Origin of the sequence: Microbispora sitophila (assembly GCF_014892245.1) — a bacterium.
In the GTDB taxonomy this organism is placed as follows: domain Bacteria; phylum Actinomycetota; class Actinomycetes; order Streptosporangiales; family Streptosporangiaceae; genus Microbispora; species Microbispora siamensis.
In genome coordinates, this window is the sequence record NZ_JADBGC010000005.1 from 348,020 (window position 1) to 363,432 (window position 15,413).

General features: G+C 74.7%; 10 protein-coding genes. 7 read left to right on the top strand and 3 right to left on the bottom strand.

Annotation, left to right across the window (positions count from 1 at the left end; translation table 11 throughout):
• Positions 1–180: 180 nt before the first annotated feature.
• The 5 genes from IL992_RS48300 (at position 181) to IL992_RS11745 (ending at position 7,855) form a co-directional block, all read left to right on the top strand.
• On the top strand, positions 181–1,086 hold the full coding sequence (locus IL992_RS48300) for a DUF2877 domain-containing protein (protein WP_193203347.1): 906 nt from the start codon (positions 181–183) through the stop codon (positions 1,084–1,086).
• Positions 1,083–2,456, top strand: a complete 1,374-nt coding sequence (locus IL992_RS11730) for an FdrA family protein (RefSeq protein ID WP_319018491.1) — start codon at positions 1,083–1,085, stop codon at positions 2,454–2,456. Before IL992_RS48300 ends, IL992_RS11730 begins: the two co-directional genes overlap by 4 nt.
• A 34-nt stretch (positions 2,457–2,490) precedes the next feature.
• Positions 2,491–3,876, top strand: a complete 1,386-nt coding sequence (locus IL992_RS11735) for a YlbE family protein (protein ID WP_193203348.1) — start codon at positions 2,491–2,493, stop codon at positions 3,874–3,876.
• 152 nt (positions 3,877–4,028) lie between these two features.
• The gene (locus IL992_RS46085) at positions 4,029–6,146 is read left to right on the top strand and encodes a serine/threonine-protein kinase (protein ID WP_226872719.1); all 2,118 of its coding nucleotides are present in this window, start codon (positions 4,029–4,031) and stop codon (positions 6,144–6,146) included.
• 8 nt (positions 6,147–6,154) lie between these two features.
• A complete protein-coding gene (locus tag IL992_RS11745) occupies positions 6,155–7,855 on the top strand; it encodes a serine/threonine protein kinase (protein WP_226872720.1) in 1,701 nt (566 codons plus the stop codon).
• Between the two features lie 39 nt (positions 7,856–7,894).
• Here the strand turns inward: IL992_RS11745 and IL992_RS11750 are convergent, their stop codons facing one another.
• The 3 genes from IL992_RS11750 to IL992_RS11760 are packed head-to-tail and all read right to left on the bottom strand — an operon-like array spanning position 7,895 to position 12,692.
• Entirely contained in the window at positions 7,895–9,520 is a 1,626-nt protein-coding gene (locus IL992_RS11750) for a bifunctional 3'-5' exonuclease/DNA polymerase (protein ID WP_193203349.1), read from the bottom strand.
• Between the two features lie 51 nt (positions 9,521–9,571).
• Positions 9,572–11,071, bottom strand: coding sequence for a metallophosphoesterase family protein (locus IL992_RS11755; RefSeq protein ID WP_193203350.1), 1,500 nt, complete (start codon positions 11,069–11,071; stop codon positions 9,572–9,574).
• Between the two features lie 19 nt (positions 11,072–11,090).
• Complete coding sequence (locus IL992_RS11760; RefSeq protein WP_226872721.1) at positions 11,091–12,692, bottom strand: FAD-binding oxidoreductase; 1,602 nt, start codon at positions 12,690–12,692, stop codon at positions 11,091–11,093.
• Between the two features lie 57 nt (positions 12,693–12,749).
• Between IL992_RS11760 and IL992_RS11765 the strand changes: the two genes are divergently transcribed.
• Positions 12,750–14,276, top strand: coding sequence for a glycerol-3-phosphate dehydrogenase/oxidase (locus tag IL992_RS11765; RefSeq protein WP_193203351.1), 1,527 nt, complete (start codon positions 12,750–12,752; stop codon positions 14,274–14,276).
• A 135-nt stretch (positions 14,277–14,411) separates the two neighbouring features.
• Positions 14,412–15,335 carry a sucrase ferredoxin gene (locus tag IL992_RS11770; RefSeq protein ID WP_319018492.1) on the top strand — a complete coding sequence of 308 codons (924 nt, stop codon included), beginning with the start codon at positions 14,412–14,414 and terminating at the stop codon, positions 15,333–15,335.
• The last annotated feature ends 78 nt before the right edge of the window (positions 15,336–15,413 follow it).

The following is a 15,413-nucleotide window of genomic DNA, read 5'->3' on the forward strand; positions in this document are numbered from 1 at the left end:
GTGGTCGCTCACCCTCCTCGTTCGCTACGCGGGCCGCTCCGGGGACGTCTCAGGCCGATTGTGCCCGACCACGGTCCTGTCAGGAAGAGCCAAGCATTCGGCCGACTGTTGGCATCTTTCTCCGTACGGAGGGGGGAGACCGGGCCTTAGCGTCGGCAACGACTGGCTTCGGGAGGTCCGGTGAGTGTTGGCACGCGCCCGAGAGGGCGGCGGGCGACGACGCCCGCGTCCCGCCCCCCGGCGGCCCCGACCTACGTGAGCGGCGCCGCGAGCGTGGCCGTACGGCCCGCGCTCGAGGCGCCCCGCCGCCCGGCCAGGGTGCTCGCGGTCTTTCCCCTCGCGCTCTACCTGGAGATCAGGAGCGAGGCCGAGCCGCACGTCGTCGCGGTGGTGACGGGCGAGGCCACCCGCCTGCCCAACGCCGTGGTGCTGCCGGAACGCCTCGCCGGAGTGTCGGCGGGCGACGACGCCTGGGTCGGCGAGGGCGCCGTCGAGGTCGGCGGCGTGTCGATCTGCGTGCGCCGCTGGTGGGATCCCGCTCCCCCGCTTGGCCCCGCCGACCCCGTACGGCTCGCGCCCGCCCTCGGCCTGCTCGGCCGTGCCCGCGCGGCCTCGCCCCGGCGTCCGGGACTGGACCCGGACGGCGCCCCCGCGCTGCTCGAGCGCGGCTGCCGGGCCGGTTCGCTGGTGGAGAGCATCACCGCGGCCGAGCGGCTGATCGGCCTCGGCCCGGGGCTGACGCCCAGCGGCGACGATATGCTCGCCGGCCTGCTGGTCGCGCTGCGGCACCTCGGCGCGGCGGCGGGGGCGCCGCGCGCCGTCTGGCTGGCCGACTGGCTCGCCGCGGCGGTCACCTACGACGCCCGCACCCGGACAACGCCCATCTCGGCCACCCTGCTGCACTGCGCCGCGAGGGGCGAGGCGAGCCCGGAGGTCACCGGGGTGCTGCGCGGCGTGGTTGGGCACCAGCCGCTGGAGCCCGCCGTGCACCGCCTGCTCCGCCTCGGCCACACTTCGGGCGCCGACCTGGCGTGGGGGGTGCAGATCGGCCTGTCCGCCGTCCTCGCCCATCGGGAGGGCCAGTGAACGACCCTGTGAACGACCTGGTCGAGGTGCGCCCCGGGGTCTACCGCGACTCCGTGACGCTGATGCGGGTGAGCCGGGCGCTCACCGACCGCCCCGGAGTGACCGTCGCCGTCGTCGCGATGGCCACCGAGCTCAACCTGGGCCTCGCCCGCGATCTCGGCTTCGCGGTTCCGCCCGCGACGCCCGGCGACCTGCTGGTGGCGGTCCGGGCCGCCACCGCGGCGGAGCTGGAGGACGCCGCCGCCGAACTGGAGCGTCAGCTCGCCGCACGGGCGCCGGCGAGCGGGACGCGGGGCGAGGCGCCGCCGCGCACGACCCGGTCGGCGGCGCGGGCCTTCGAGGCGAGCCTGGCCCTGGTGAGCGTGCCGGGCGAGCACGCCTTCGCCGAGGCGCTCGACGCCGTGGAGGCCGGGCTCTCGGTGATGATCTTCAGTGACAACATGCCGGTGGAGCAGGAGATCCTGCTCAAGGACCGGGCGCGGGTCAAGGGCGTGCTCGTGATGGGGCCCGACTGCGGCACCGCGGTCGTGGGCGGGGCGGGCCTGGGTTTCGCCAACGTCCTGCGCCCCGGGCCCGTCGGCGTCGTGGCCGCCTCGGGGACCGGCGCCCAGCAGGTGACGAGCCTGCTCGACCTCGCCGGCGTCGGCGTGTCCCACGTGCTCGGCGTGGGCGGCAGGGACCTGTCCGCCGAGGTGGGCGGGCGCTCGGCCGTGCAGGCGCTGCGCGCGCTCGACGAGGACCCCGCGACCGAGCTGATCGTGCTGGTCTCCAAGCCCCCCGCCCCCGAGGTGGCCCGTGCCGTACGGGACCTCGACCTGGCGACGCCGGTCGTCGCCGCGCTGCTCGGTCCGGGGCAGGACGACCTGACCACCGCCGCGGAGAAGGTGCTGCGGGCCCTCGGCCGCGACGTGCCCGAGTGGCCGTCCTGGCCCGCCCCCATGAACCGGCCGAACACGGCGGGGGCCCTGCGGGGGCTCTACGCCGGCGGCACGCTGTGTGCGGAGGCGGCCCTGGCCGCGGGCGCCGGCGAGTTCACCGACTTCGGCGACGACTCCTACACCCGGGGCCGCGCCCATCCCATGATCGACCCGGCGCTGCGCCTGGAGGCGTTGCGCGGCGTCGCCTCCGGCGTCGTGCTGATGGACGTCGTGCTCGGCCACGGCGCCGACCCCGACCCGTCCTCCTGGCTCGCGCCCGCGATCCGCGACGCGGTGGCCAGGGGTGTCGACGTGGTCGTGGCCGTCGTCGGCACCGACGGCGACCCGCAGGGGCTGCGCGCCCAGGCCGCCCGGCTGAACGAGGCCGGGGCGGCGGTCTTCACCTCCAACGCCGCGGCCGCCCGGCACGCCCGCCTCCTGGCGGGCGGGTGACGGGCGTGGCCGCGCCGACCCCGATCGGAGCCCGATGACCCTCTCCATGCTGTACGGCGAGCCGCGCGTCATCACCGTGGGCGCGCAGGTGCTGGGCGAGGCGCTGGACCGGCAGGCCGTGCCGCGGCGGGAGGTCGACTGGCGGCCGCCGCTGCCGGGCGCCTCCGGGGCCCTCGCGCGGGTGCTGGCCGACCCCCGGCGCGAGAGCGCCAACGCGGCCGCCGTCGGGAGGATGCTGTCGGCCCGGCCCATGCTGACCGGCGTACGTCCGGCGCGCGAGGTCCTCGGCCTGGTGGCCGGGGAGTTCTTCCACGCCGGTCCGCCGATCACCTGGGAACGGGCCTCCGGCCCGATGCGGGGGGCCCTCGTCGGGGCGATGCTGTTCGAGGGCCTGGCGGCCACCCCCGAGGAGGCGGAGGACCGCCTGGCCTCCGGCGCGGGGATCAGCCTCGACTCCTGCCACCACCACCGCACGGTCGGCCCCATGGCGGGGGTGGTCAGCCCGTCCATGTGGATGCTGGAGGTCGCCGACGCCGAGCACGGCGGCACGGCCTACTGCTCGCTGAACGAGGGGCTGGGCAAGGTGCTGCGCTACGGCGCGTACGGGCCCGAGGTGATCGAGCGGCTGCGCTGGATGGGCGAGGTGCTCGGGCCGGTGCTGGCGGCGGCGCTGGAGCGGTGCGGCCCCCTCGATCTGCGCACGCTCATCGCCCAGGCGCTGCAGATGGGCGACGAGCTGCACAACCGCAACCGCGCCGCGACGTCCCTGCTGGTCCGCGAGATCGCGCCCGCGGTCGTGGAGGCGGCCCCGGACCGCGCGGCCGAGGTGCTGCGATTCATCAATGGAAATGATCATTTCTTCCTGAACGCGGGAATGGCGGCGGCGAAAGTCAGCGCCGACGCGGCGCGCGGGGTGCCCGGATCGAGCCTGGTCGTGGCGATGGCGCGCAATGGAACCGATTTCGGAATACAGGTGTCGGGCCTCGGCGACCGGTGGTTCACCGGCCCCGCCGGCGTGCCCGACGGCCTGTACCTCGGCGGGTACGGCCCGGATGACGCCAACCCCGACATCGGCGACTCCACGATCACCGAGACGGCGGGCCTCGGCGGCTTCGCCATGGCGGCGGCCCCCGCGATCGTCCGGTTCGTCGGCGGCGAGGTGTCCGACGCGGTGGCGGCCACGACCTCGATGTACGAGATCACCATGGCCGAGCACCCGGCGTACCAGATCCCGGGGCTGGGCTTCCGCGGCACGCCGGCGGGCATCGACGTCGCGCTCGTGGCCAGGACCGGTCTGCTGCCCGTCGTGAACACCGGAATCGCGGGCAGGATCGCCGGAACCGGGCAGGTGGGAGCGGGTCTGGTCAGCCCGCCGGCCGAGGCCTTCACGGCCGCGCTCGACGCGCTGGCCGACGGATGAATTCCCTTTGACCGTCATCAGACCGTAATATCGTCGTCAACCTCAGATATCCGATGCAATTCGCACGGTCCGTTCGGGGGATCTTGCGGAGCGAGCGTGAATTGGGGACCTTATCTATGACGACCGATCGCCTGCTCGGTATGGTCCCCCCTATGCCAGAGGGTCAGGGACCTGTGGGCCGCGTCCCCGCGGGAGGCGCCCCCGAAGGGCAGGGACGTCTCGTCGGCCGGCGCTACCGGCTGCTGTCCCCGGTGGGCCGCGGCGGCATGGGGATGGTCTGGCACGCCCACGACGTGCTGCTGGACCGGGACGTCGCGGTCAAGGAACTGCTCCTGCCGTTCGGGCTCGACAACGCCGGCGCGCAGACCGCCCACCGGCGCATGCTGCGCGAGGCGCGCTCGGCCGCGCGGCTCAGCCACCCCGGCATCGTCACCGTCCACGACGTCGTCGAGGAGGACGGGCGGCCGTGGATCGTCATGGAGCTCGTCCGCGCCTGGTCGCTCGAGCAGGCCGTACGGCAGAGTGGGCCGCTGCCGGTCGTGCAGGCCGCCGAGATCGGCATCCGGGTGCTCGACGCGCTGCGGCACGCCCACGCCGCCGGCATCCTCCACCGGGACGTGAAGCCCGGCAACGTGCTGCTCACCGCCGACCGCGTGGTGCTCACCGACTTCGGCATCGCCGCGATCGAGGGCGACGTCACGATCACCCAGACCGGGCTGCTCATGGGCTCGCCCGCCTACATCCCGCCGGAGCGCCTGCAGGGCCGCCCGATCACCCACGCCGCCGACCTGTGGTCCTTCGGCGCGACGCTGTACGCCGCCGTGGAGGGCCGCCCGCCGTACGAGGGGCCGGACGCGGTCGCCGTGCTCGGCGCGGTGCTGACGCAGGAGCCCAACCGGCCGCGCCGGGCGGGCGCGCTGCTGCCGGTCATCGAGGGCCTGCTCCGCAAGAACCCGGCCGACCGGCTTCCGGCCGCGCAGGTCGCGGAGATGCTGGAGCGGGTGCTGCACAGCCACGGCGCGGGGCTGCCGGGCCGCGCCGGCACGCCGACGTCGGTGCCGACCCCGCAGGACTCCACGCCCGCGGGGCTGCTGCCGCCGCTCGACATCCCCTCGGGGCCGCTGCCCTCGCGCATCATCGAGACGCCCTCGGGCCCGGTCCGCGTGCCGCTCACGGCGGAGAGCCTGCCCGCGGCCGGGGCGACCCCGCCCGGCGCCGCCGCTCCCCGTCCCGCGGAGCCCCGTGCCGGCGACCCGGCGTACGAGCCTCCGGGCGCGTTCGGGCCCGTGAACGCCTTCGGGCAGACCCCTTCCTTCGGCACGGGCTTCGACCCGCTGTCGTCCCCCTCGGGGTCGACGCACGCGCCGGAGCGGCCGAAGGAGGCCATGTGGCCGACGCCCGCGCCGGGCGACATGCCCGGCGACCTGGGCGGAACGCCGCAGCCGCCGCACCGGCCCGGGCAGCGCGCGCGGCCCCAGCAGACGGGACCGCAGCACGCGGCGCCCCTGCAGGCCGCCGCCGCGGGGGCCGTCTCACCCGCGGCCGTCTCACCGCAGGCCGGTGACTCCGCGCCCGAGGACGCCACGGGCGCGCACCGGCCCCGGGCGGGGCGCAGGCGCAAGGATCGGGCCGACACGGTCCCCGACGGCGAGGGCCGGTCGAAGCTCCTGCTCGCCGTCGCCGCCGCGGCCGTGGTCGCGGTGATCGTCGCGATCGTGTTCGTGCTGCTGCCGAGCGGCCCGGACGAGGCCGTGGTCTCCCAGCAGGACGGCAGGTCGGGCGCCACCCTCGCGCCCACCGGCGCCGCCGCGCCGACCGCGCGCCCGCTGTCGGCCGTACGCGTGCCCGAGGGCTACCGCCTGCTGACCGAGGGCGGGGTGTCCTTGGCGGTACGGAAGGACTGGACAGCCGCGACCGACGACGGGGTCGTCAGGCTCACGGGCCCGAAGGACAGCGGGCAGAGCATCACGATCAAGAGGATTCCCGACGGCAGCCTGGCGGCGCTGCGGTCCGCCGAGCAGAACCTGGACATCAAGGACTTCACCGACTACACACAGGTCCAGCTGCGCCAGGTGGACTACCGCTACCCCGCGGCCGACTGGGAGTACACCTACACCAACACCAGCGAGGTCACCGTCCACGCGGTCATCCGCTACCTGGAGACGGGCGAGCGCGCCTACGCGATCATGTTCGCCTCGCCCGACTTCGACTGGAACGAGTCCGCCGCACCGGTACGGCAGGCCCTCTGGAGCACCTTCCGCCCCGCCTGACGCCGAGGATGCGGACCTTCGAGACGCTGCGGGAGGACGATCCGCGGCAGGTGGGGCCCTTCCGGATCGAGGCACGCCTGGGTGAGGGCGGGATGGGCCGCGTGTATCTCGGGCGTTCGCGGAGCGGGCGGGCCGTCGCGGTGAAGGTCGTGCGGCCCGAGCTGGCCGGCGACGCCGATTTCCGCCGCAGGTTCGACCGCGAGGTCGCCACGGCCCGCAAGGTCAACGGCTTCTTCACGGCCGGAGTAGTCGACGCCGACCCACAGGGGTCGCCGCCGTGGCTCGCCACCGCGTACGTGCCCGGAATGTCGCTGGAAGACGCCGTGGACGAGCACGGGCCCTGGCCGGAGGAGTCCGTTCTGGCCCTGGCCGCGGGGCTGGCCGAGGCGCTGGAGTCGATCCACGCGGCCGGGGTCGTCCACCGGGACCTCAAGCCGTCGAACGTGCTGCTGGCCGACGACGGCCCCCGCGTCATCGACTTCGGCATCTCCCTGGCCGCCGAGGGCGGCTCGCTGACGAAGACCGGCATCACCATGGGATCCCCCGGGTTCATGTCCCCGGAGCAGCTCAAGGGCGCCCGGGTCGGACCGGCGAGCGACGTGTTCTGCCTGGGGCTGGTGCTCGCGTTCGCCGCGACGGGCACCGGGCCGTTCGGACAGGGGTCCTGGCAGGGGCTGTGGTATCGCATCGTGCACGAGGAGCCCGCCCTCGACGCGCTGCCGCCCACGGTGCGGACGCTGGTCGCACGGTGCCTGACCAAGGAACCCGAAGGGCGGCCGACCGTGTCGGCCGTGCTGAACGAACTCGCCGGCAGCGGCCGTGACTTCGCCTCGCCCATCCAGCAGGGCAGGTGGCTCCCCCCGAGCGTGGCGCAGGCGGTGCGTACGCGCGTCGCCCCGACACGCGCCTTCACCGCGTCACCCGAGACGCCGCGCTCGCTGCCGTCCGACGGGCCCGGCGCGGTGGCGTCCGGCCCGTCCGGCCCGGGGACGGCGGGGGCGCCGCAGCCGTACATGGCCGGCCCGCCCGGGGCTCCCCGGGCGGGCGGCGGACCAGCCCCGCTGACCATCACACCCGGGCCGCGGCCGGCCTTTCCTGTGCCGGGCCCTCCGTATTCTCGCCCCGCTCCCTACCCGGCGGGACCCGCGCGCCGCCCGGCGAGGCCGTACGCGCCGCCGGTGCGTCACGCACCCGGACGACGGCGGCCCAGGCGGTACCCCGCCTGGCTGCGGCGGACCACGCGCGCCTGGGCGGTCCTCTGCGGACTCCTCGTGACCGTCGCCGCCGTGTGCGAGGTCGGCATGGGCATCTCCGCCACGCCGAGGAGGATTTCCGCCGACGGTTCCGCGCTGACCGTCGCGCTGAATCCCACGCTGAAGCCGGCGATCTACGTCTCCGGCGCGTCGCCCGATCCGCGCTGCGAAGTCGAGAACGGCCGCGGGCGGAACGTCAGGCTCACCCGGCCGGCGGCGAGCTACCGGCCGTTCACCACGGGCGACACCAAGTGGCGGCTGCTCTACGAGATCCGCCCGCCGAAGACGGACACCTACAAAGTGACGTGCTCCGGCGACGACACCGTGTTCGGCGTCGGAGCGGCGCCCTCCTCCGACGCCCGGAACGTCACCGCCGCCGCCGTGGCGCTCCTGGTGCTCCTCGCCGTCCTCGGAGCGCCGGCTCTGCTGCTGGCCGCTCTCATCACCAGGAAGTGACGTCCGGCCCCCTGAGCCGAAGGCGTCCGGCCCCCCTTGTCACTTGGCGTCGGCGTAGCAGGTGACGGCCACCGCCTCCATCGGGAAACGGACCGTGGTGTCGCCGAACAGCAGCCGGGTCGCCTCGTCCGCCGCGCGGCCGACGGCCTCGCGGACCTCGTCCGCCACGTCGAGCGGGCAGTGCACCATCACCTCGTCGTGCTGGAAGAACACCAGCCGGGCGGAGTCGGGCAGCAGCCCGCGCAGCACCGCGAGGAGCGTCAGCGCCCACTCGGCCGCCGTGGCCTGCACGACGAAGTTTCGGGTGAACCTCCCCCTGTCCCTGGCCGCCCTGGCTCCTTCCGGACCGGCCACCAGGCGCCGCCATCGCTCGGACGGGGGCGGGCACGTGCGGCCCAGCCACGAGCGGACCAGCCGCCCCTCCTCCCCCGCGCGGGCCGCGTCCTCCACGAACGCGTACGCCTTGGGGAACCGCTGCCGCATCACGGCCAGCAGCTTGGAGGCGTCGCCGCTGGTCCCGCCGTACATCGCGGACAGCATGGCGATCTTGGCCGACTCGCGGACCCCGCCGAACGCCTGGGCCAGCGCGGCGTACAGGTCGATCTCCCCGGCCGCCCGCGCGAGCCCCCGGTCTCCGGACAGCGCGGCCAGCACCCGGGGTTCGAGCTGCGCGGCGTCGGCGACCACGAGCGTCCAGCCGTCGTCGGCCATCACGACCCTGCGCATGACCTTGGGGATCTGCAGCGCGCCGCCGCCGCTGGTGGCCCACCGGCCGCTCACCACCCCGCCCACGACGTACTCGGGCCGGAAGCGGTCGCCGCTGACCCACTGCGCGGCCCAGGTCCAGCCGTGGAAGCTGAACAGACGGGCCAGTTCCTTGTACGCCAGCAGCGGCGCGACGGCCGGGTGGTCGACGGTCTTCAGCACGTGGGAGCGGGTGGACGGAATCTCGATCCCCGCGGTCTTGAACGCCCGGACGATCTGCTGCGGGGAGTCGGGATTGACCAGGTGGCCGAAGGCGGCCGACACCTCGTCGGCCAGGGCCTGGAGCTTCGCGGGCCGCATTCCGTGGGCGGGGCGGGGCCCGAGCAGGTCGGTCAGCAGCGCGTCGTGGACGTCCTCGCGCCAGGGCATGCCGTCGTGGGCCATCTCCGCGGCGATGAGCGCACCGGCCGACTCGGCGGCGACGAGCAGGCGGAACCGCCCGGGATCGGGTGTGCGCGCGACGCGGCGGCGCTGGTCCTCGAACACCTCGGCGACCATGTCGGTCTCGGGCACGCCGTGCCCCGGCGGCGCCGGGTCGAACAGGCTCGCCTGCGTGCCGCCCGCCTGATGCGCGTCTGAGGCCTCGTGGGGGTCGTCGGGCACGGGGAGGCCGCGCAGGCGCGCGTAGGCCGCCTGGACCAGTCTGGGCTCCCCGTAGCGCCCGTCTGCCGCCAGCAGCAGGTTCTCGGTGAGCGCGACGTCGTGGCAGCGCGACAGCCGTACGCCGGCGGACAGGAGCGCCGGGTAGACGCGGCGCGCGTCGGCCCACACCCAGCGGGGCCGCTCGGCGGCCTCCAGCGCGCGCACGGCCGCCGCGAGATCGGAGACCCGGCTCGCCGGCCCGCCGAGGGGCTGCACGGTGCCGCCCCCCTCGGGGTCGGCCGCCACCACAACGTGCACCCCACCAGCGTGCCAGGCGGCGCCGACATTTCCCCACCCGCTCCCGGCAGGTCAGAGCGGGATCTCGACCTCGTCCTCCAGGGGGGGCTCCTCCTCCTGGGGCAGGCAGCCCGTGGCGGCGAAGCAGCGCAGCCGGAGCGTGTCCCCCGTGACCGACAAGTGGAGGAAGCTCTTGAAGAAGGGCGGGGTGTCCCAGTCGGACAGTTCGGAGATGTACCGGTGGAAGACCCGTCCCACCGGCAGGCGGAACGGCATCGGCCAGCCGCCGAGCAGCCGGGCCGCCCACTTCACCCGCGCGCCGATCGGCGCCCCCGGCGTCGGCCGGGGTGGGGTGTTGCCGATCTGCCGCGACATCAGGGCCAGCCCCTCCTCGGGGGTGATGTAGAGCCCGCGCAGCCGCAGCCTCCTGCTGTAGAGGAGGCTGTAGAACGACAGCGAGTCGCCGCGCAGCGGATAGCACTTGAAGTCGTCCTCGTGGACGCCGCCGGCGTCCACCCGGGGAATGGTGTGCGTGGCGTGCATGAACGCCCCGCCGCCTCCGGAGACGACGTACTGGATGAGCCGCCCCTCCGCCCGGACCGGGTAGCGCTGGTAGTTGTGCACGTCGCCGCCGATGGCCGCGACGTAGTTGTGCGCGGGGTCGCGGACCACGTCGTCCACCGTGCCGCCGCCCTCGATCTCGCACGGGTGGTAGGCGTTGTTGACGTAGATCGGCTTACCGGTGATCAGAATCTTGGGCCGGGGGTCGGCGGAGACCCGGCGCAGCCACTCGCCCTGCTCGCGGTCGAGGGTGCCCTTGATCCCGGTGTCGATGCCGACGAGCAGCAGGCGGCCGGTGTCGATCACCCAGTACGGCCCCGGCAGCGCCGGGCCCGGGTTGGGCCGCATCTTCCTGGCCTCGGCGAGGGCGTCCTCGTCGATCGTCTCCGGCTTCTTCCACAGCAGCCCGCGCAGCCCGTCCGGCGACAACCGGAACCCGCGCTGTTCGGCGGACAGGGGGTGGGCGTCGCAGAAGACCCGCATGAAGCCGCCGAGCCCGTCGTACCAGTCATGGTTGCCGGGCACGGCGAAGATCGGGGCCGGGTAGTCCTTGTAGGGCCGGAAGAACTTGTCGCAGTACTCGTTGCCCGAGCCGGTCGGGTAGATCACGTCGCTCGCGATGACGGCGAACGCGGTGTCCGCGCCGAGCTTGAGCAGCCCGGGCACCACCGCGTACTGCGAGGCGTCGCCCTCGCCGGTGTCGCCGAGCACCAGGAACGAGAACTCCTCCCCCAGGTCGAGCCTGATGCGGAAGTCCTCGTCCACGCTGCGGTCGCGCTGGGCCGCCACCCAGCGGCGGCGCACCTGCGGCGAGGGGTCGCCGAACAACTGGGCGAGGACCTCGTTGCGGGACCGCCACAGGGTCGCGGGGTTCAGCCAGGTGAAGGAGTTGCGGTTGGGCCGCAGCGCGTCGAACGTGCCGATCCGCGAGCAGTCCCAGCCTGCTCCGGCCTGCGAGACCCGTGACGAGACCTGCTTCCCCCGCGCGGCGGCCGCGCCCACATCGACCATGGGAACAATCTTGGCAATTTCACGGCAACAGCACACCCGGGTTGAGGATCCCGGCGGGATCGAGCCGTTCCTTGATCCCCCGCAGGATCTCGCCCCCCAGGTCGCCGATCTCCGCGGCGTACGCCTCACGGTGGTCGCGGCCGACGCCGTGGTGATGCGAGATCGTGCCACCCGCCTGCACGATCGCCTCGTTCGCCGCGCGCTTGGCGGCCGCCCACTGCCCGAGCGGATCGCCGGTCTGCGCGGTCACCACGGTGAAGTACAGCGAGGCCCCCGTGGCGTAGACGTGGGAGATGTGGCACATGACCAGCGGCGAGCCCAGCGCGCCGAGCAGGGCCAGCCGTACGGCGTCGTACAGGCGCGGCAGGTTCGACCAGAAGCACGCGGTCTCCAGCGTCTCCACCGTCGCCCCTGCGGCCAGCAGGGAGTCGCGCAGGTAGGGGGCGGAGAACCGGCCCTGCGCCCACTTGTCCCCCGGCTCCGGCCCCAGGTGCACGCCGCCCGCCTCGACCAGCGCGGCGGAGGCCCGGTCCCGCCGGTACGCCACGTCGCCCGGGGAGCCCTCGAAGCCCGCCACCAGCAGGCAGCCGGAGTCGCGCCCGGCCGCGCCGAGGTCGGTGGGCTTCGCCAGCCCGACCATGGTCTCGGTCTCGTCCGACAGCCTCAGCACCGTGGGCGGGGGGCCCTCCTGCTGCGCGAGCCGCCGCATGGCGGCCGTGCCCTCGGCGAAGGTGTCGAACCGCCAGCCCTCGTACGTCCTGACGGCCGGGGCCCGGCGGACGCGCAGCCGCATCGAGGTGATCACCCCGAAGGCGCCCTCCGAGCCCAGGAACACCTGACGCAGGTCGGGCCCGGCGGCCGACCTGGGCGCGCGGCCGATCTCCAGGGTGCCCCGGGGCGTCGCCACGGTCATGCCGGCGACCATGTCGTCGAACCTGCCGTACCCGGCCGAGGCCTGCCCGCTGGACCGGGCCGCCGCGAACCCGCCCAGCGTCGCGTACTCGTACGACTGCGGGAAGTGCCCGAGCGTCAGCCCGTGCGCGGCGAGGAGTTGCTCGGCCTGCGGCGCGCGCAGGCCCGGCTCCAGCTCGGCGACCATGGACACGGGGTCGACGGAGACGAGCCGGTTGAGCCGGGCCAGGTCGAGCGCGACCACACCCGTGAAGCCCTGCCGGGCCGCCACGAGGCCGCCGACCACCGAGGTGCCCCCGCCGAACGGCACCACGGCCACCCGGTGCTCCGCGCACAGGCGCAGCACGGCGGCCACCTCGTCGTGCGAGCCGGGGAGCACGACGGCGTCGGGCGCGTCCGAGGCGTCCCCCGCGCGCATGAGCAGCAGGTCGGGGGTGGACTTGCCGCGGGTGTGGCGGATACGGGCGTCGTCGTCGGCCCGCACGTGCTCGTCCCCCACGATCGCGGCCAGCGCGGCCAGGACGGGCGGCGGCAGCGCCACCGGCGGCAGCCGCACCTCGCCGAACGTCGCCGCCGGTGTGGCGGGCGCCCGGACGCCGAGGAGTTCCGCCAGCAGGTCGCGCACCGGCGCGGGCAGCTCGGCGGCCTTGGCGGGATCGCCCCAGCCCGACCAGAGCATGGGTTCCGCCGGAGTGAGAGGGGTTTCCATAGCCGTCGCGCCTCCAGGTAGGTTACTCAAGAGTAATGCGCAAGTAGTGGAGGGGACATGAACTCCTCACTGAACGCGGCCAGGCGCCGGTGGGACCTCGACGAGGCGCGTACGGACGTCGTGGACGTGCTCGTGGTCGGCCTGGGGGCGACGGGCGCCGGAGCCGCGCTCGACGCCGCCTCACGCGGGCTGTCGGTGGCCGCCGTGGACGCTCACGACCTGGCGTTCGGCACCTCCCGGTGGAGCTCGAAGCTGATCCACGGCGGGCTGCGCTACCTGGCGAGCGGGCAGGTCGGCGTGGCGTGGGAGAGCGCGGTGGAGCGCGACGCCCTGCTGCGCTTCACCGCGCCCCATCTGGTCGCCGCCCATCCGTACCTGCTGCCGCTGACGCCGGACGTCCCCCGGGGTCAGGCCGCGACCCTCATGGCCGGCTACCGCCTGGGCGACGCGCTGCGGGCCGCCGCGGGCACGCCGCGGCGCCTGCTGCCCGGCCCGTCCCGGCTCGCGCCGGACCGGGCGCTCGCGCTCGCCCCGTCGCTGCGCGCGGACGGCCTGCGCGGGGCGCTGCTGTCGTGGGACGGCCGGGTGGTGGACGACGCCCGCCTGGTCGTGGCGCTGGCGCGTACGGCCGCCGCCCACGGCGCGCGGATCCTCACCCGGTGCCGGGCGCTGGCGCTCGCCGGGGACGGCGCCCGGGTGCGCGACGAGCTGACCGGCGACGAGTTCGACATCCGGGCCCGTGCGGTGATCAACGCGACCGGCGTGTGGGCCGGAGAGCTGACGCCGTCGGTGGCGCTGCGTCCCTCGCGGGGCACGCACCTCGTCCTGCGCCCCGGCGCCCTCGGCGCGCTGCGCGCGGGGCTGCACGTGCCGATCCCCGGCGAGCGCGCCCGATTCGCGCTGGTGCTCCCCCAGGCCGACGGGCGGGTCTACGCGGGGCTGACCGACGAGCCGCTCGACGGCCCGATCCCGGACGTCCCCGAGGCTCCCGAGAGCGACGTCGCGTTCCTGCTCGAGGTCGTCGGGACGGCGCTGGACCGGCCGCTGTCCCGCGCGGACGTCGCCGGCGCCTTCGCCGGGCTGCGGCCCCTGGTCGACACGGCAGACACGGCCGACGCGGGCGACGCACCGGCCTCCCCCGACGGCCGGACGGCCGACCTGTCCCGCCGCCACGCCGTGCTGCGCTCGCCGGACGGCGTCGTGACGGTCGTGGGCGGGAAGCTCACCACGTATCGGCGGATGGCCGAGGACGCCGTCAACGCCGCCTGTCCGCACGCCCGCGCGAGCCGTACGGCGCGACTGCCCCTCGTCGGGGCCGGACCGGTGCGGCCGGACACGCCCGGGCGGCTGGCCCGCAGGTACGGCTCGGAGGCCTGGGCGGTGCGCGACCTGATGCGCGCGGATCCGGCCCTGGCCGAACCGGTGGCGCTGGGGATCACCCGGGCCGAACTGGTGTGGGCCGTCCGCCACGAGGGCGCCCTGGACGCCGGCGACCTGCTGGACCGGCGGACCAGGATCGGCCTGGTGCCCGAGGACCGGGCGGCTGCCCTCCCCGCCGCCGAGGCCGCCCTGGCCTATTCCTGACCGGCGCCCGCCCTCGCGCCCGGGATGCATACACGGGCAGCATCCGGACATTTACGGATTTAACGTCGATTTACGTCCCCGCCCCCGCGACCTCCGACTCGATTGGTTAAGGTTAGTCTTACCTAAGAAACGCGAGTGAAGGACGGGGACCGGATGGCCAACGGGTGCGAGCACCCCGCCGCCTGCCACACGGGTGGGGCGCCGATCCTGGCGAGCGCGACCAAGAAGGGCCGGTTCTGGCTGCTCATCGAGCACGCGGGGCCCTGGGCCGCCGAGCTGGAGGAGTGCCGGCTGCCCGACGACGTCCACCGGCTGATCTCCCGTGCCAGGGCTCTTGACATCCGGCCGCAGCTGATCCGCCGGCCCGGCCGCCGCGGGGCCCTCACGGGCCCCCTGCACGTCTACGTCGCCGCGTCGGCGGTGGACGATCCATGGCTGGCCGAGGGCTTCGTGGAGCGCCCCGACGATCTTGACCTGGGCGCTCTCGTGCACGGAGTGGTTCCGAAGTCCTGCATACTGGTGAGCGAGCCGATGTACCTGGTCTGCACGCACGGCAGGCACAACGCGTGCTGTGCGCGTCTGGGGCTCCCGCTGGCGCGGTCCCTCGACGAGAACCTGCCCGGCGAAGTGTGGGAAACCACACATGTCGGCGGCGATCGATACGCCGCCAACCTCGTATGCTTGCCACACGGGCTTTACTACGGCAGCATGTCTCAGGCTGCTGCGATCGCGGCGGCAAACGCGTACCGGCACGGCGAGGTCGTCCTCGACCGTTTCCGGGGACGCGCGGGTATCCCTGAGCCACTGCAGGCCGCCGAGCACTTCGTCCGGGCGCATACCGGCGAGCTCTCGGTCGGCGGGGTGGCCGTGGAATCCTCCCGGTCGGTTGACGACACCACGATCTGCGTCGTGCGGCGCACGACGGAGCGTGGGACGTCGCGATTTCGGGTCGTGGTCGAACCCACGGTGTTCACGGCACCGTGCGGGATGACCTGCGCCGACGGAATCCCGACCTACAGGTTGGCCGAGCTGAGCGAGCTCACGCCGGTATTGACCTGAGGGCTCCTCCCCGGAGCCGGGAACACCACGGCCTATCCCGGCGTTGGCACAAGGGACGCCACAAGCGTCCAATGCGGC